The sequence below is a fragment of the Nonomuraea sp. NPDC003707 genome (assembly GCF_053587055.1).
Genome location: NZ_JBSFNK010000007.1, coordinates 244,438 through 260,771, shown reverse-complemented (window position 1 = coordinate 260,771; position 16,334 = coordinate 244,438). Strand labels below are relative to the sequence as shown.

13 protein-coding genes are annotated in these 16,334 nt (G+C 71.7%); 7 read left to right on the top strand and 6 right to left on the bottom strand.

The genetic code is table 11. The features are described from left to right. Positions 1 to 33: 33 nt before the first annotated feature. Complete coding sequence (locus ACWDRB_RS20775) at positions 34 to 1,269, bottom strand: MFS transporter (RefSeq protein WP_449895989.1); 1,236 nt, start codon at positions 1,267 to 1,269, stop codon at positions 34 to 36. A 23-nt stretch (positions 1,270 to 1,292) separates the two neighbouring features. Between ACWDRB_RS20775 and ACWDRB_RS20770 the strand changes: the two genes are divergently transcribed. The 3 genes from ACWDRB_RS20770 (at position 1,293) to mihF (ending at position 3,441) form a co-directional block, all read left to right on the top strand. After that, positions 1,293 to 2,510: an ROK family protein gene (locus ACWDRB_RS20770; RefSeq protein ID WP_449895987.1), complete on the top strand. Its 1,218-nt coding sequence runs from the start codon at positions 1,293 to 1,295 to the stop codon at positions 2,508 to 2,510. Between the two features lie 118 nt (positions 2,511 to 2,628). After that, positions 2,629 to 3,033 (top strand): GlcG/HbpS family heme-binding protein, encoded by a 405-nt coding sequence (locus ACWDRB_RS20765; protein WP_449895985.1) that lies wholly within the window; start codon positions 2,629 to 2,631, stop codon positions 3,031 to 3,033. A 102-nt stretch (positions 3,034 to 3,135) separates the two neighbouring features. Continuing rightward, a complete protein-coding gene (gene mihF / locus ACWDRB_RS20760) occupies positions 3,136 to 3,441 on the top strand; it encodes an integration host factor, actinobacterial type (RefSeq protein ID WP_043641121.1) in 306 nt (101 codons plus the stop codon). A gap of 105 nt (positions 3,442 to 3,546) precedes the next feature. On the opposite strand, the gene ACWDRB_RS20755 is transcribed toward mihF, so the two are convergent. Together ACWDRB_RS20755 and ACWDRB_RS20750 are read right to left on the bottom strand one after the other, a co-directional pair. After that, on the bottom strand, positions 3,547 to 4,194 hold the full coding sequence (locus ACWDRB_RS20755) for a response regulator transcription factor (protein ID WP_397371840.1): 648 nt from the start codon (positions 4,192 to 4,194) through the stop codon (positions 3,547 to 3,549). Then, complete coding sequence (locus ACWDRB_RS20750; RefSeq protein ID WP_350727057.1) at positions 4,185 to 5,420, bottom strand: sensor histidine kinase; 1,236 nt, start codon at positions 5,418 to 5,420, stop codon at positions 4,185 to 4,187. The genes ACWDRB_RS20755 and ACWDRB_RS20750 overlap by 10 nt, the downstream gene beginning before the upstream one ends. Before the next feature lie 270 nt (positions 5,421 to 5,690). On the opposite strand from ACWDRB_RS20750, the gene ACWDRB_RS20745 reads away from it, so the two are divergent. The 4 genes from ACWDRB_RS20745 to ACWDRB_RS20730 all read left to right on the top strand — a co-directional run bounded on the left by ACWDRB_RS20745 (position 5,691) and on the right by ACWDRB_RS20730 (position 11,231). Next, complete coding sequence (locus ACWDRB_RS20745) at positions 5,691 to 6,962, top strand: acyltransferase family protein (RefSeq protein WP_449895982.1); 1,272 nt, start codon at positions 5,691 to 5,693, stop codon at positions 6,960 to 6,962. A 73-nt stretch (positions 6,963 to 7,035) separates the two neighbouring features. Continuing rightward, a complete protein-coding gene (locus ACWDRB_RS20740) occupies positions 7,036 to 7,533 on the top strand; it encodes an N-acetyltransferase family protein (protein WP_449895980.1) in 498 nt (165 codons plus the stop codon). A 41-nt stretch (positions 7,534 to 7,574) separates the two neighbouring features. After that, a complete protein-coding gene (locus ACWDRB_RS20735) occupies positions 7,575 to 10,082 on the top strand; it encodes a DEAD/DEAH box helicase (RefSeq protein WP_364260695.1) in 2,508 nt (835 codons plus the stop codon). Positions 10,083 to 10,721: 639 nt separating this feature from the next. Continuing rightward, positions 10,722 to 11,231 (top strand): DUF2087 domain-containing protein, encoded by a 510-nt coding sequence (locus ACWDRB_RS20730; RefSeq protein WP_449895978.1) that lies wholly within the window; start codon positions 10,722 to 10,724, stop codon positions 11,229 to 11,231. Here the strand turns inward: ACWDRB_RS20730 and ACWDRB_RS20725 are convergent. From ACWDRB_RS20725 to ACWDRB_RS20715, 3 genes are read right to left on the bottom strand one after another with little or no spacing between them, the layout of a single operon-like run. After that, entirely contained in the window at positions 11,228 to 12,829 is a 1,602-nt protein-coding gene (locus ACWDRB_RS20725; protein WP_449896299.1) for a beta-N-acetylhexosaminidase, read from the bottom strand. The two genes, ACWDRB_RS20730 and ACWDRB_RS20725, sit on opposite strands and share 4 nt — an antisense overlap. A 5-nt stretch (positions 12,830 to 12,834) precedes the next feature. Continuing rightward, on the bottom strand, positions 12,835 to 14,772 hold the full coding sequence (locus tag ACWDRB_RS20720; protein ID WP_449895976.1) for an NPCBM/NEW2 domain-containing protein: 1,938 nt from the start codon (positions 14,770 to 14,772) through the stop codon (positions 12,835 to 12,837). Positions 14,773 to 14,782: 10 nt separating this feature from the next. Beyond that, the gene (locus ACWDRB_RS20715; protein WP_449895974.1) at positions 14,783 to 16,327 is read right to left on the bottom strand and encodes an alkaline phosphatase D family protein; all 1,545 of its coding nucleotides are present in this window, start codon (positions 16,325 to 16,327) and stop codon (positions 14,783 to 14,785) included. Between the last annotated feature and the right edge of the window lie 7 nt (positions 16,328 to 16,334).

The window sequence follows — 16,334 nt, the reverse complement described above, 5'->3', positions numbered from 1 at the left end:
GAGCCGCTGTGAGGCGCCTCGCCGTGCGCGGGGTCAGTCGTGGGCAGGGGCCGGGGTGGGGTTCGGGCTGGGTGTTGAGGTGGGGAGGTGGGTCAGGGTGCGGATGGCGGGGGCGCCGCTGAGGGCGACGACGGCGGCGAGGACCGCGGGGATGATCAAGGCGACCGGCAGGGACGAGGCCTCCGCCACGTAGCCCAGGACGGCGGGCCCCAGGAGGAGGCCGCTGTAGCCGAAGGCGGTCACCATGGCGAGGGCGCGGCCGACGCGGCCCCCGGCGGCCCCGACCGCGCTGAAGAGGACCGGGATCACCGTGGCCAGCCCGACGCCCGCCAGCGCCCAGCCGGTCCAGGCGCAGACGATCTGGAGGGCGCCTCCCGCCACGGGCGACACCAGGACCAGGATGTAGCCGGCCGTGGCGAACACGCCCGCGAGCTGGATGGTGCGCACCGAGCCGAGTCGGGCGCGGATGGGGTCGCCGAGCAGGCGGACGGTGGTCATGGCCACCGAGAAGATCGTGTACGCCAGCGGCGCCATGGCCGGATCCGTGTCCAGCACCCACCGGGCGTGCAGGGCGGCCCAGTCGATGGCGGCGCCCTCGCTCAGGTGCGCCGCGAAGGCGGCCAGGCCGAGCAGGGCGATCAGGCCCCAGCCCAGCGACGAGCCGGAGGAGGCGCCGGTTTCCGACGCGGTGGTGTGGGCGGGCGGGTCGGGGAGCAGGAGGCGGGCCGCCGGCACGTACAGGAGGGGCACGACCAGCGCCGCGACGATGAGCAGCCACTGCGCGTCCACGCCGGTCTGCAGCGCGAGCGAGGTGAGCCCGCCGCCGGCCGCCCCGCCCAGGCTCCACGTGCCGTGGAAGGCCGAGATGATCGGGCGGCCGTAGCGGCGTTCGACCTCGACGGAGTGGGCGTTCATGGCGACCTCGGTCACCCCGAGCCCGATCCCGAACAGCACCGCGAGCGCCGCCAGAGCCCAGTACGAGGACGCGAGGGCGGGGCCGAGCAGCACCAGCCCCGAGAAGGGACCGGCGAACCAGCACACCCGGCGGCTGGACCATCTGTCCACCAGCGGCCCCGCCACCAGCATCGACACCAGGGCGCCACCCGAGATCAGCAGCAGGACGCTGCCCAGCCTGGCGGGGCCGAGGCCGAGCCGGTCGTTCAGGGACGGGAGCCCGGCGGCCCACAAACCCATCACGAACCCGGCGAGAAAGAAGAATCCGAACACTCCGGCACGAGCACGTCTGGCGTCAATGAGGCTTTTGTTCACGGCTAGAGCATAAACTGTGGTCCGTGATCGGTGCTACGACGAGTGGCGAGCTTCGCGCGCACAACCGGGTCCGGCTGCTGCGCGCCGTACACGACTGCGGGGCCACCCGCACCAGGTCGCAGCTGACCCGCGACCTGCGCCTGGCGCGAGGGACGGCGTCGGTGCTGGTGGCCGGGCTCGCCGAGGACGAACTGCTGCACGAGGAACCCGCCAGGGAGCACGCCCGGGGACGCCCGACGCAGGTGCCGGGGCCGCATCCGCGCGGCCCGCTCGCCCTGGCCGTCGACGTACGGGAGGACGCCTGGGAGCTGGCGGCCTGCGAGCTCGGCGGCCGGACGGAGACGCTTGACCTGCGCCCGCACGACGGCACCCCCGAAGGCGTCCTGAGACCTCTGGGCGAGGCCGTCGCCGCCCACCGGCGCCGCCTCGGGCACCGGGTGGTGGGCCTCGGGGTGGCCTTCGCGGGTCCGGTCCGGCACGGCGGCCTGGTGGACATCGCCCACCTGGGCTGGCGGTCGGTCGACGTCCCGCGCCTGCTCGGCCCGGATGTCCCGGCGCCCGTCGTGGGCAACGACACGGCGTTCGCGGCGCTGGCCGAGGCGCGCAGGGGGCGGCTGCGGGGCGTCCAGGTGGGCCTGCACCTGCACGTGGACTTCGACCTCGGCGGCGTGCTCGTCGTGGACGGGCGGCCGCTGGGCGGGGCGAGCGGCGTGGGGGCCGAGTTCGGTCACATGCCGCTGACCGGCGGCGACCGCCCCTGCCCGTGCGGCGCGATCGGCTGCTGGAGCATGGACGTCGGCACGAACGCCCTGCTCCGCCACGTCGGCCTGGCCCACGGCGGCGGCAAGGGGCGCGCCCAGGCCGAGCGGGTGCTGGCCACCAGCGAGGAGGCGGTCGCGGCCAACGCCAAAGCGCTCGGACGCGGCATCGCGGCACTCGTCAACGCCCACGACCCCGAGGTCGTGACCCTCTCGGGCCACGGCGTGGAGCTGCGCGAGCGCGCCGGGAAGGCGCTCCTCGCGGCCTGCGAGCCCCGCCTCATGGCCATCCGCCGCGACCACCCGCCCAGGATCGAGGGCTCGGCGCTGGGCTGGCGCGGGGCGCTGGTGGGGGCGATGGAGTCGGTGTTCGACGCGTTCCTCACGCCGGAGTGTGTCGAAATGTGGCGGGAAAACCGGCCTGACCAGGGTTGCGACACGCCCGAGCGGCAGAATGTGATGAATTCCACGCTGAAGGGGTGAAGCCCCTCCGGCCCGCTTCCCCTTCCGAGCCATGCCAGCGATCTTGCCGCGCCCGGCCAAGGACTGTACGCATGAGAGGGAGACCAATCATGACCCCGGCGATCCGAGGGAAGCACGCGTGAATCTCGAGCTCGCGCTCCGCATGACCGAGGCCGCCGTCAGGCGGGCGATCCGCGAAGGCGCGGTGATCGCCGTGGCGGTCGTCGACGAGGGCGGACATCTGGTGTCTTTCCAGCGTATGGAGGGTGCGGAGATCGCGGGGCCGGGTCTCGCGCAGGGCAAGGCGTACACCTCGGTGGCCCTGCGCAGACCCACGGCGGAACTGGCCGTGCGGACGGCTCCGGGAGGTGACCTGTACGGCCTGCCCAGGCATGATTACGTCTGCGTAGGAGGCGGCATCCCGCTCTGGGCGGACTACGGTGGGGGAGCACGCGTGGTCGGCGGCATAGGCGTCAGCGGAGGCACGATCACGCAGGACGTGGTGTGCGCGGAAGCGGCCGCGGAGGTCTGGCGGACACGTTGAGCGGCGCTTTTCGCAACACGAACCGCTGGTATCCGCCATGATTAGCCACTGCACCACGGGTAACAGAATCCCGAACGTAAACTCCCCGAGGAGAGAACCGAGATGGCACTTCCCACTCTCACCCCCGAGCAGCGTCAGGCGGCTCTGGCCAAGGCCGCCGAGGCGCGTGCGGCCCGCACCGCCCTGCTCGCCAAGGTCAAGGCCGGCGAGCTGACGTTCGCCCAGCTGCTCGAGCGCGACGACGACATCGCGAAGAAGATCAAGGTGTCGCAGGCCCTGCGCGCCGTCAAGGGCGTCGGCCCGGCCAAGGCCACCGCGCTGATGGAGGAGGCGGGCGTCGACGAGAAGCGTCGCCTCGGCGGCCTGGGCGCCCAGCAGCGCAAGAAGCTGGTCGACGCGCTCGGCTAATCCCCCGAGCGGCCAGGTCCGCGCGCGACGCCGCGCGGACCGGCCACCACCCCTCGACACCCCCCTCGCCCCCTCCCCCGGACCGGCCCTCGACCGGTGGGACGATCAGGAACGCAGGTAGGCCAGGACGGCGAGCACCCGGCGATGCTGGTCGCTGTCCTCCGCGTAGAGGCCGAGCTTGTTGAAGATGCTCCTGATGTGCTTCTCCACGGCCCCGTCACTGATCACGAGCTGCCGTCCGATGGCCGGATTGGACTTCCCCTCGGCCATCAGCCCGAGCACCTCGCGCTCCCGCGGCGTCAGCTGCGCCAGCGGATCGTCCTTACGTCTGCGCACCATCAACTGGGACACCACCTGCGGATCGAACACCGTCCCGCCCGCGGCCACCCGCCGCAGGCCCTCCAGGAACTCGTCCACGTCGACGACCCGGTCCTTCAGCAGGTAACCCACCGCGCCCCTGGCGTCGGCGAGCAGGTCGTCGGCGTAGGAGACCTCGACGTACTGGGAAAGGATCAGCACGGGCGCCCCGGGCACCCTGCGCCGCGCCTCCACGGCCGCCTTGAGCCCTTCGTCGGTGAACGACGGCGGCATGCGCACGTCGACCACCGACACGTCCGGCCTGTGCTCGGCGATCGCCAGCACGAGGGCGTCGCCGTCACCGACGGTCGCGACCACCTCGCAGCCGAACTCCTCCAGCAACCTGACCAGGCCCTCCCTGATCAGAACCGCGTCATCGGCCACGACTACCCGCACGGCACCTCCGCCACGATCACTGTCGGCCCGCCGTCCGGCGACTGCACGCTCAGCTCCCCGTCGACGGCGCGGAGCCGGTCGGCCAGCCCGGCGAGACCGTGTCCCTTGGCGACGTGCGCGCCGCCGACCCCATCATCCCCGATCGTGAGCATGAGGATGTCGCCGATGCGGACAAGCTGGATCGCGCAACTGGTGGCGCGGCTGTGTTTGGCCACGTTGGTGAGGGTCTCCGCGCAGACGAAGTAGAGGGCGTTCTCCACCGCCGCCTGGTAGCGCTCGGCGGTCTGCACGTCGAGGTCGACGGGGACCGTGCAGCGCCCGGCCAGGGCGGCCAGGGCGGGCGCGAGGCCGCGGTCGGACAGGATGGGCGGCGCGATGCCGCGCGAGAGCGCGCGCAGCTCGTCGAGCGTCTCGCGGGTGGCGGAGATGGCCGACTTGATGGTGGCCTGCGCCGCCTCGGGGTCCTTGGCCATCTGCCGCTGGGCCCTGGACAGCTCCATGGCCAGCGAGACCAGCCGCTGCTGCGGCCCGTCGTGGATGTCGCGCTCCAGCTTGCGCAGCGCGTTGGCCTCGGCGGAGACGGCGGCGGCGCGGCCCTGGGCCAGGTCGTCGATGCGCTCCTGCAGCTCGGCCACGCCGGTCAGCAGGGCCCGGCCGAGCCCGGCGCGCAGCAGCGCGGAGCCGCGCACGGCGAACGGCATGATCAGGGCGAAGACCAGGCCGAGGGAGACGTAGAAGATCGAGTTGACGCCGTAGCCGTCGCCCAGGCCGAGCAGCTCGGGCAGCTCCACGTTGCCGGGGATGCGCGAGGTGATGATGCCGTACACCGGGTAGGTCAGGCCGGCCAGCGGGAGCGCCCAGAACACCACGGTGAGCACGAACGACAGGATGGCGAACGGCAGGTTGATGATGCCGTGCAGCAGGTCGAGCCAGGACTGCCCGCTGGTCAGCGGGTTGACGGCCCGGCGGAAGCGGCCCGCTCCGGGCGGCGCGGGCTTGTAGCGGGGCCGTACGGGCGGGCGGTCCAGCACGTCGGCCAGCCAGCCGCGCTCCGCGTCGGCGAAGCCCCGGGCGGCCAGCAGCGTGCCGGCCAGCAGCGGCACGCCCAGCCACACGATCGCCGTGCCCAGGCCGGCCGCGAAGCCGGCGAGCATGATCACGAAGCCGATGACGGCCGTGGGGAAGCCGACGAGCGTGTAACGGGTGTCGAGAAGGACACGCCTCATCCGGGAGCGCATGGAATCACCGTATGGCGTGGCGGTCACCGGCACGAGCGGGTGTACGGGTGTCCGAGGGTAGGGCCAGCCCTACCCCGGAGGGTCACGTGATCTCCACCGCAAGACGGTGGTGAGCGGCAATGTGCGCGGACGCCCCCGGCGGGAGCCTTGATTCATCTCCTCGTGCCTGTTGGTCCCGCTCGCACGGGGCTCCGCTGGTCACGCAAGCTACCGCTCTCCGCCCCAGGCTCACCGCTCCGTGCGAATCGAGGCTCCCCCATGACCGTCCTGCTGGACCGCCCCACCGCCGCTCCCGCGGCGCCGTCCCGCGCGGGCACCCGCACGGCGGTGCGGGACCCGTTCATCGACCTGCTGCGTGTCTTCGGCATGGCGCTCATCGTGTTCCAGCACTGGACGATCCCGGTGCTGACCTATGACGGCGGCCGGCTGACCACGGGGAACGCGCTCTCGACGCCCGGCGTGTGGGTGGTGACGTGGATCAGCCAGGTCATGCCGCTGGTGTTCTTCGCGGGCGGCGCGGCGAACGCGATCAGCTTCGCCCGGGCGGACAAGGGCGCGCAGCGGTGGCTGGCCACGAGGCTGCGCCGACTGGCCTGGCCGCTGCTGCCGCTGGCGGCGGTGTGGATCCCGCTCCCCCACGTGCTGCTCACGCTGGGGGTGCCGCCGCAGCCGCTGGAGACGGGCGCGCGGCTGACCGGCCAGCTCCTGTGGTTCCTGGCGGTCTACCTGATCGCCGTCACGGTCACCCCGTACGCGCTGCGCCTGCACGAGCGGTACGGCCTGCGCGTCCCCGCGGCGCTGGCGGCCGGGGCGGTGCTGACGGACGTGGTGCGCTTCTCGACCGGTCTCGAGGCGCTGGGCTACCTGAACATCGTGTTCGTCTGGCTGGCGGTGCACCAGCTCGGCTTCTTCTACGCCGAGGGCCGGCTGCGGCGCCCGTGGGCGCTGGCGATCGGCGGGTACGGGGCCGCGGCCCTGCTGGTGGCCTACGGCCCCTACCCGGGCAGCATGATCGGCCTGCCGGGCGCCGAGGTGTCGAACATGGCCCCGCCCACCCTGGCCATGCTGGCCGTCGGGATCGGCCAGATCGGCCTGGTCACCCTGCTGCGGCCGTGGCTGCTCCGGCTGCGCACCGGCCGCCTGCTGGCCTGGGCGAGCCCCAGGATCATGACCGTGTACCTCTGGCACATGCCGGCCCTGTTCGCGGTGACCGGCGTGGTGGTGGTCCTGCTGGGGATCGACACGCCGCGGCCCGGAAGCGCGTTCTGGCTGGCCGGGTGGCCGATCTGGTTCGGGCTGCTGTGCCTGGTCATGTGGCCGCTGCTGAAGGGGTTCCACAGGTACGAGACGCCGCCAGCGCTGCCGTACGGGAAGGGCGGATGGGGCGGCACGCTCGCCTCGGTCGCGCTGATCGGCGGCGGGGTGCTGACGCTGACGGTGGGCGGGTTCGCGCCCGGCGGCGGCCCGTTCCTCGCGGTGCTCGCCCTGCTCGGCGGGCTGCTGCTGACGGCGCCGCGGGCACGGACCTGAAGGCACGGGCGTCAGGGCACGGGTGAGGATCGCGAAACACCGCCGTCACGCGCCGTTGCGCAGAATGTGAGCCATGACGAGTATCCGCGCCCTTGCCGAAGCCGATCTGCCCGCCGTCGCCGACATCTACGCCCACTACGTGACCGGCGGCGTGGCCACGTTCGACGAGACGCCGCTCGACATCGGCCAGTGGCGGGCCAAGGCCGACGGCATCGCGGGCGCGGGGCTGCCGTTCCTGGTGGCCGAGGTGGACGGCGCGGTCGCCGGGTACGCCTACGTCGCCCAGTACCGCCCCAAGCCGGCCTACCGGCACACGGTCGAGGACACGATCTACCTGGCGCCCGCCTTCACCGGACGGGGGCTCGGGAAGCTGCTCCTCGCCGAGCTGATCAAGAAGACCGGCGAGACCCCCGCCCGCCAGATGATCGCGGTGATCGCGGACTCGGGCGACCCGGCGTCGGCCCGGCTGCACAAGGCGTTCGGATTCGAGGAGGCCGGGCGGCTGCGGGCGGTCGGATTCAAGCACGGGCGCTGGATCGACACCCTGCTGCTTCAGCTCGACTTGCGATAAAAGGCCCCTGCCGGTTCGACCACACGGCAAACTTCGGCAGGATAGAGAGCGTGAGCCTACTCGTTGACCGCCTGCCCGAAGACATCGACGCCGACCCGGACGCGATCTTCGACGCGTTCGTCCAGTGGAACTCCGAGCGGGGGCTCACTCTCTATCCCGCTCAGGAGGAGGCGCTCATCGAGGTCGTCTCCGGCAGCAACCTGATCCTGGCCACCCCGACCGGCTCGGGCAAGTCGCTGGTGGCCGCGGGCGCCCACTTCGCGGCGCTGACGCGCGACCAGCGCACCTTCTACACCGCGCCGATCAAGGCGCTGGTGTCGGAGAAGTTCTTCGACCTGTGCGCGATCTTCGGCACCGAGAACGTCGGCATGATGACCGGCGACGCCAGCGTCAACCCGGGCGCGCCGATCATCTGCTGCACCGCCGAGATCCTGGCCAACGTGGCCCTGCGCGACGGCGCCGGGGCCGACATCGGCCAGGTCGTCATGGACGAGTTCCACTTCTACGCCGAGCCCGACCGCGGGTGGGCGTGGCAGGTGCCGATTCTGGAGCTGCCCAACGTGCAGTTCATCCTCATGTCGGCCACGCTCGGCGACGTCTCGATGTTCGAGCGCGACCTGACCAGGCGCACCGGCCGGCCGACGTCCGTGGTCAAGCACGCCGAGCGCCCGGTGCCGCTGATCTACTCCTACCGGATGACGCCCCTGCACGAGACGCTGGAGGAGATGCTCAAGACCGGGCAGGCGCCGGTCTACGTCGTGCACTTCACGCAGGCGGCGGCGATGGAGCGGGCGCAGGCCCTGATGTCCATCAACATGGCGACGAAGGCCGAGAAGGAGGCCATCGCCACGATGATCGGGGGTTTCCGCTTCACGACGCGGTTCGGGCGGGCGCTGTCCCGGCTGGTGCGCCACGGCATCGGCGTGCACCACGCGGGGATGCTGCCGAAGTACCGGCGCCTGGTGGAGCGGCTGGCCCAGGCGGGGCTGCTGAAGGTCATCTGCGGCACCGACACCCTCGGCGTCGGCGTCAACGTGCCGATCAGGACGGTGCTGTTCACGGCGCTGTCCAAGTACGACGGCAACAAGGTGCGGCGGCTGCGCGCCCGCGAGTTCCACCAGATCGCGGGCCGGGCGGGCCGGGCCGGGTTCGACACCATCGGCTACGTCGCCTGCCAGGCCCCCGAGCACGACATCGAGAACGCCAAGGCCCTGGCCAAGATCGGCGACGACCCCAAGCGGCGGCGCGGATACGCGCGCAAGAAGCCGCCGGAGGGGTTCGTGGGCTGGAGCGAGGAGACCTTCCAGAAGCTCCAGGAGGCCGAGCCGGAGCCGCTCAACTCCCGCTTCAAGGTCAGCAACGCGATGCTGCTCGCGGTCATCAACCGGCCGGGCGACTGCTTCCAGGCGATGAAGCACCTGCTGACCGACAACCACGAGGACCGCAAGTGGCAGCGGCGGCACATCAGCCAGGCCATCGCGATCTACCGGTCGCTGCTGGCGGGCGGCATCGTGGAGCAGTTCGCCGAGCCCGACGAGCAGGGCCGGCGGGCCAGGCTGACGATCGACCTGCAGGAGGACTTCGCGCTCAACCAGGCGCTGTCCACGTTCGCGCTGGCCGCGTTCGACCTGCTCGACCGCGAGTCGCCGTCGTACGCGCTGGACATCGTCTCGATCGTGGAGTCGATCCTCGACGACCCGCGGCAGATCCTGTCGGCGCAGCTGAAGAAGGCGCGCGGTGAGGCGGTCGCGCAGATGAAGGCCGACGGCATCGAGTACGAAGAGCGCATGGAGCAGCTGGCCGAGGTCATGTACCCGATGCCGCTGGAGGACCTGCTGCTCGGGGCCTACGAGACCTACCGGCGCGGGCATCCGTGGGTGGGCGACTACACGGTCAGCCCCAAGTCCGTCATCCGCGACATGTTCGAGCGGGCGATGACGTTCAGCGACTACATCCAGTTCTACGAGCTGACCAGGTCCGAGGGCACGGTGCTGCGCTATCTGGCCGACGCCTACCGGACGCTGTCGCGTACGGTGCCCGAGCACCTCAAGACCGACGATCTGGTCGATCTGATCGAGTGGCTCGGCGAGCTGGTCCGCCAGGTCGACTCCTCGCTGATCGACGAGTGGGAGAAGCTCACCAACCCGGCCGAGGCGCTGGAGCAGAAGGACCAGCTGGAGGCCAAGGTGCGGCCGGTCACGGCCAACCCGCGGGCCTTCCGCGTGCTGGTGCGCAACGCGATGTTCCGGCTGGTGGAGCTGTGCGCCATCGAGAAGGAGGAGGAGCTGGAGGAGCTGGCTCCCGACGTCGACTGGGGTGCGGCGCTGGACGCGTACTACGCCGACCACGAGGAGATCTTCACCGACGCCGACGCGCGCGGGCCCGCGCTGCTGCGGATCGAGGAGGAGAGCGGGCTCTGGAAGGTCCGGCAGACGATCAAGGATCCGGCCGGCGACGGTGACTGGGGCATCGACGCCCAGGTGGATCTGGCGGCCTCCGACGAGGAGGGCCGCGCGGTCCTGCACGTGACCGGCCTCAACCGGCTCTGAGGCGGACTCGGCCTCAATCGGCTCTGAACAAACCGGAAAGCTGCGCTGGGGCTGCCCCCGAAGCCCAATGCAGCCCCAGAAAATGACAAGCCGTGTGCCGGAACGGACTGGCAAGGGCGCCCCGGCACACGCCTGTCGGATCAAGTGTCCTCGGTGGAACGTCGGGGTCGTGTCATGACAATGTCCCAAGATCGAGACATTTCTCACGATCAGCAATCGGCGATCGAAGGTCTACGGCCCGGACCCAGGCTTCAGCCATTGGAGTGAGCCCTTCTTTCGAAAGCTCATGCGAAGCCGGAGACGTAGAGGGTAATATCCCCTTCACTGGCAGTGACAACCAAGCTGCCAGTGTCACTCACCGCCGGGAGGGCGGAGCCCGTGCAGGCCAGACCGGCTGCGTGGGTTGGGGCGTGGAAACCCGCATGTGCGGGGCCGGAAGGTGAATCGCCAAGCAACAGCGTCTGGAGTCGCCGCGTTGACGGGACGCTCGGACGGCTGGAATCCCCCGGCATCAGCCGCGGGGAGCGCTTCAAGGTGCAGACCTTGGCGAGCGTGCGGGCGGTGGAGCGGTAGCCGGACCGGGAGCAGGCGCGTACGGCGACCGCGACCTCGCTGGGATCATGCGACAAAATGGTAGGGGTGAACGACGAAGAACTCAGGCGCGTGCTCGGGCTGCTCTATCAGGACGACACGTTACGGACCTTCGCCTCCCTGGTGCTGGGCGAGACCGACGGCCTGTCCCCCAAGGCACTGCACAAGCTGGCCGGCGGCGGCCTGGCGACGTGTGACGAGAGCGGCAAGTGGCGGGCCGCGCCCGAGCGGTTCAGGGAGCTGCTGCGGGCGCGGGCCGAGCCGGCGCAGGCGCTGAGCGCCGATGAGCGGGTGCTGCGCACGTTCCTGGTGGACGGGCGGCTGACGACCATGGGGATGCGCCGCGACAAGCGGCTCGTGGTGCTGCGCTACATCGCCACGCTGTTCGAGCCGGGCGTGCGCTACCCGGAGAAGGACGTCAACGTGACGCTGCGGGCCTTCCACGACGACTACGCGGCGCTGCGCCGCTACCTGGTGGACGAGGGACTGCTCTCCAGGGAGGGCAACGTCTACTGGCGCAGCGGCGGGCACGTGGACATCGGCACAGCAGAGGTCTAGCGGCGCAGGTTGCTGGTCCAGGCGTCGAGTTTGGCCTGCCAGCGCTCCGGGTCCTCCGGCCGGCCCGGCACGCCGGGCCGGGTCTGCCAGGGCAGCGGCCCCTCCTCGTGCCGGTACTCCACGCCGATCGCCTCCAGGCGGGGCAGGTGCGCCGCCAGCCGCGTGCGGAAGTCGGCCAGGTCGCGCTCGGGAGAGCTCCACACCGTCTCGGAGAAGGCCGTGAGCCGGGGGAAGGCCATGTAGTCCGCGTGCCGGGCGGAGTCGATCAGCTCCGTCCACAGGCAGCACTGCGCGCCCAGCACGCGGTCGGCCGCCGGTTCGCCGCGCAGGTCGGCGGGCACGGGCTCGAAGGCGTAGACGTCCTCCAGCGCCAGCACCGTCCCGAACGGGACCGGCTCCTCCTCCCCCGGCCCCTGCCGGTAGTCCAGGTAGAGGCTCGTGTTCGAGCAGTTGATCACGTCGTGGCCCCTCCTGGCGGCGGTCACCGCGCCCAGCTCGCCGCGCCAGGACGCGACCACCGCACCGGGCGCGAGGCCGCCCTCCAGGATCTCGTCCCAGCCGACGAGCCTGCGGCCGCGCGCCGTCAGGTAGGCGTCGAACTGGTGGATGAACCAGCTCTGCAGCTCCTCCTCGTCCCGCAGCCCCAGCTCGGCGATGCGCCGCTGCGCCGCGGGGCTGGCCCGCCACTGGTCCTTGCGGCACTCGTCGCCGCCCAGCACGATGTACGGGCTGGGGAACAGGTCGAGCACCTCGTCCAGCACGTTCTGGAAGAACTTGATCGTGCTGTCCTCGACGTTGACCACGTTGTGGCCGACGCCCCAGGTGGTGCGCACCTCCAGGGGAGCGTCCAGGTTGCCCAGCTCCGGGTAGGCGGCGATGGCGGCCTGGGTGTGGCCGGGCAGGTCGATCTCGGGGACCACCGTCACGTGCCGCGCGGCCGCGTAGGCGACGATCTCCCTGATGTCGTCCTGGGTGTAGTGGCCGCCGTGCGGGCGGCCGTCCATCGGGCCGTCCCAGCCGGTCTGGCTCTCCTTGCGCCAGGAGCCGGCCTCGGTCAGCCTCGGGTAGCGGCGGATCTCGACCCGCCAGCCCTGGTCGTCGGTGAGGTGCAGGTGCAGGACGTTCAGCTTGTGCAGGGCCAGCAGGTCGATGAAGCGGAGCACGTCCCGCTTGACCATGAAGTGCCGGGCGACGTCGAGGAGGGCCCCGCGCCACCCGAACCTGGGCGCGTCCTCCACGTACGCGCCGGGCACCTCGAAGGGACCGCCCGCGGCCTTCCTGAAGGCCGCGGGCGGCAGCAGCTGCCTGAACGTCTGCGCCCCGTAGAAGGCCCCGGCGGGACCACCCGCGACGATCTCCACCGTGGCGCCGACGGTCAGCCGGTACGCCTCCGGCGGCAGGTCGCCGAGCGCCAGGGTGATCGTTCCCGAGCCCCCCGGCAGCAGCTCGCCACCGGTGACGGGGGCGAGCTCGCCGCGCAGCCAGGCGGCCACCTCGCCGAGCGCCGGGTCGGCGGCGAGCGAGGTCTCGCGGTCGAGAACGAACGCCCCTGGCCTGGGCTCGTGCTTGACGGGCTTGGGAACGATCAACAACGGCAGACTCCTTACTTACAGGTGATGGCGGCGTCGGCGAAGTCGGCGTGGTCGGAGGTCGCGTTGTCGCCTCCGTTGGTCGCGACCAGCCGGACATATCTGGCGCCCTCGACGGACGCGGTGACCTTGCGGGCGGGCATGGCGCCGGTGAGCACGCCCGAGTGGTCGACCCGGCCGCCGTCGGTCCAGACCTCGAAGTCGGCCGAGCCCGCCGCGCCGACCTCGTCGTCGATCCCGGCCTGGAACTCGACGGTGGAGCAGCGTCCGGCGAGGTAGTACTCGATCTCGGCGGGCGCGTGGGCGCCGAGGCCCTTGGCGTGGACGACGCCCTCGATGGTGATCGGCTTGCCGTCGCCGGCCGCCTTGTCACCGTTGCTGGTGTCCTTCTCGACCGGGCCGAAGTAGTTCTTGGCGCTGGTCCAGGCCACGTCGCTGAGGGAGGTCCGCCCCGGGCCCGGCGCCGTCGCGACCGTCACGACGGCCACGGCGGTCTGGGCGCCCTGGGTGAAGGTGAGCTCGTAGTTCCCCGGCGTCGCGCCGGCGGGCGGGGTGACGGCCCACTTCACGGTGAGCGTCTCGCCGCCGTCGAGCCGGCTCGCCCTGGCGGGCGTGCGCGCGGCGACCTGCCACCCGTCCGGTACGCGGGCCGCGACCTCGACGTCGCGCAGCCGCGCGGTGGCCCCGGTGTTGGTGACCCGGGTGACGATCTCGCCGGCCTTGCCCGGCTCCAGCACCGAGGGCCGGTCGTCGCCGAGGAACGCGGGCGGGTCGGCCTCGAACGTCACCAGCGGCGGCGCCTGCTCGCGGCTCTCGCTCACCCGGTAGAGCAGCGCCCCGTGCGCGGGGACCTGGGCCGACAGCTCGCCCTTGGACGAGGCGACCGCGCCGCTCCACAGCTCCTCGACCCGGTGGCGCGAGCCGCCGAGCCGGGTCGCGATGGTGGCCGCCCGGTCGCTCTCGTTGAACAGCGCGATGGCCCGGTCGCCGTTGGCCAGCGGCTTGGACAGCACGTGGTACCAGCCGTCGGTCTTGACGAACGTGCCGTGGACGCCCAGCGAGTCCTGGTCGACGGCGACGACCTTGGGGTTGGCCACGACCGAGGGCGGCGCGGCGGCCGGGTCGGCCTGCAGGATCAGCGGTGCGGCGCCGACGGCCCAGAGGGTGAACTGGGCGCGGTACTCGGCCTCGGTCATCCCGCCGCGCCCGGCCTGGATCAGGTCGGGGTCGGCCCAGGTGCCCGGGCCCGCGTACTCGGCCCTGAGCTGGTTGGTCTCCCAGATGTCCACCATCGTGGCGTAGGTGTCGGGGATGGGGCGGTTGTAGACGTTCGTCCGCCAAGTGGTGGCGCCCGCGCCCTTGCCCCAGAGCCACGGCACGGTGCTGCCGTCCTCGTTGTTCATGGCGAACACGACGTCCGCGCCGAGGGCCTGGCGCATGCGGGGGTAGAGGACCTGGGCGATCTGCTGCACGTTCTGGCCGGGGAAGTCGGCGGCGGGGATGTTGCACCAGTCGTACTTGACGTAGTCGACGCCCCAGCCCTTGAGCTGCTCGGCGTCGGCGGCCTCGCTCTTGTACGAGCCGGGACCGCCGCCGGAGCACGCCTTGGTGCCGGCCGACAGGCTGAGCCCCAGCTTCATGCCCTTGCCGTGGACGTAGTCGGCCAGGGCCTTGACGCCGCCGGGAAAGCGGGTGGCATCGGGGGCGAGGGCGCCGCCCGCGCGCTGCGCGGCCAGCCAGCAGTCGTCGACGATGACGTACCGGTAGCCGAGCGGGACGAGGGGCACGAGGGCGTCGGCGGCCTTGCGTACCGACGACTCGGAGACCGAGCAGCCGAGCGAGCGGCTGCTCCAGCCCATCGGCGGGCCGGCCGCCGCTTCGGCGGTGCTGGATAACGGCACGAAGGGCATGGCGAGGAGGGCCGCCGCGGCGGCGGCCGTGAGGATGCGCATGGGAGTCCTGTCAGGCGGGGTTGAGTCTGGCGGCGCCCGGCTCGATGGCGAAGGAGCCGGAGGTGTAGGCGGGGGCGTACGGCTCGGTGACGCGTGACAGCGACCGGAAGTCGACCTTCATCTCCTGCTGGGTGAGCTTGGTGCGCACGTAGCCCCGGCGGCCGTTGAAGAACTTCACGTGCGGGTTCTCGTTGAGCAGCACCTGCGTGTTGGGGTATTCGTCCAGGCCGTTGCCGGCGCTCGTCACCGAGGTGGTGACCAGCTCGACGGCCACGGACTTCGACTCCGGGTCCTGGTAGTCGCGCTTGACCTCGCCGGCCCAGTGGCTGTGCACGTCGCCGGTGAGCACGACGGCGTTGCGCCTGTAGGTGTCGATGGCGGCCGTCAGGCGGTTGCGGGAGGCGACGTAGCCGTCCCAGCCCTCGTTCGAGTAGCCCTTGCCCTCTCCGTTCGTCCAGTCCATCTCCATGAGGAAGACCTGCTGGCCGAGCAGGTCCCAGGTGGCGCGCGAGCCCTTCAGCTCGCCGTCCAGCCAGGCCTCCTGGTCGCGGCCCAGGATCGTGCGGTTCGGCTCCAGGCGGTCGAGGCAGTCGGGGCCGACGGTGCCGCTCTTGCCGGTGCACGCGTACAGGTCGCGGTACTGGCGGGTGTCGAGCAGGTGCAGGTTTGCCACCGCGCCCCAGCGGATGCTGCGGTAGAGCTTGAGCGCCGACCCGTTCGGCTTCTGGGCGCGGCGCAGCGGCATGTTCTCGTAGTACGCCTGGAAGGCGGCGGCCCGGCGGGCGAGGAACGGCGGGTCGGGCTGCTCGGGCACGTCGCCGGCCCAGGCGTTCTCGATGTCGTGGTCGTCCCACACCACGACCCAGGGGGCGATGGCGTGGGCCAGCTGCGACTCGGGGTCGGCCTTGTGCTGGGCGTGGCGTAACCGGTATCCGGCCAGGTCGAAGCACTCGCCGCCGGCCTGGTCGCGGACCGGGTACTTGTAGTCGCCGTACTCGTAGATGTAGTCGCCGAGGAAGGCGATCAGGTCGGGCTGGTCCTCGGCCATCCTGCGGTACGGCGTGAACCAGCCCACCTGGTAGTCGGCGCAGGAGGTGAACGACAGGTTCAGGGCCCGGCTGCGGGTGCCGGGGGCGGGGGCGGTGAGGGTGCGGCCGACGGGGCTGAGCTCGCCCTCGGCCTTGAAGCGGTAGAAGTACTCGGCGCCCGGCTGGAGGCCGTCGAGCTCGACGTGCACGCTGTGGGCCACGTCGGTGCGGGCGACCTCGGCGCCGCTCCGTACGACGTGCCGGAAGTTCTCGTCCTTGGCGAGCTGCCACTGGACCGGCACCGGGCGGTCCGGCATGCCGCCGAGGCCGTCGAGGGCGACCGGGTTCATGGCGAGCCGGGTCCACAGGACCACGCCGCCGGGCGTGGGCTCGCCGGAGGCGACGCCGAGCTGGAAGGGGTCGGAGAGAGGGGCGCGCCGGACGGCCGCGCGCACGGGTTCGGCACCCAGTGCGGCGGAAATGCCCAGGCTCGCGCCCCCGGCGAAGAGTGAACGCCGGGTGATCATGGGGGTC

Bases quoted from the DNA above. Each gene is read 5' to 3' on its own strand.
- mihF (WP_043641121.1), top strand. From the start codon at position 3,136: ATGGCACTTCCCACTCTCACCCCCGAGCAGCGTCAGGCGGCTCTGGCC.
- ACWDRB_RS20750 (WP_350727057.1), bottom strand. From the start codon at position 5,420: ATGAGGCGTGTCCTTCTCGACACCCGTTACACGCTCGTCGGCTTCCCC.
- ACWDRB_RS20745 (WP_449895982.1), top strand. From the start codon at position 5,691: ATGACCGTCCTGCTGGACCGCCCCACCGCCGCTCCCGCGGCGCCGTCC.
- ACWDRB_RS20740 (WP_449895980.1), top strand. From the start codon at position 7,036: ATGACGAGTATCCGCGCCCTTGCCGAAGCCGATCTGCCCGCCGTCGCC.
- ACWDRB_RS20720 (WP_449895976.1), bottom strand. From the start codon at position 14,772: ATGCGCATCCTCACGGCCGCCGCCGCGGCGGCCCTCCTCGCCATGCCC.
- ACWDRB_RS20715 (WP_449895974.1), bottom strand. From the start codon at position 16,327: ATGATCACCCGGCGTTCACTCTTCGCCGGGGGCGCGAGCCTGGGCATT.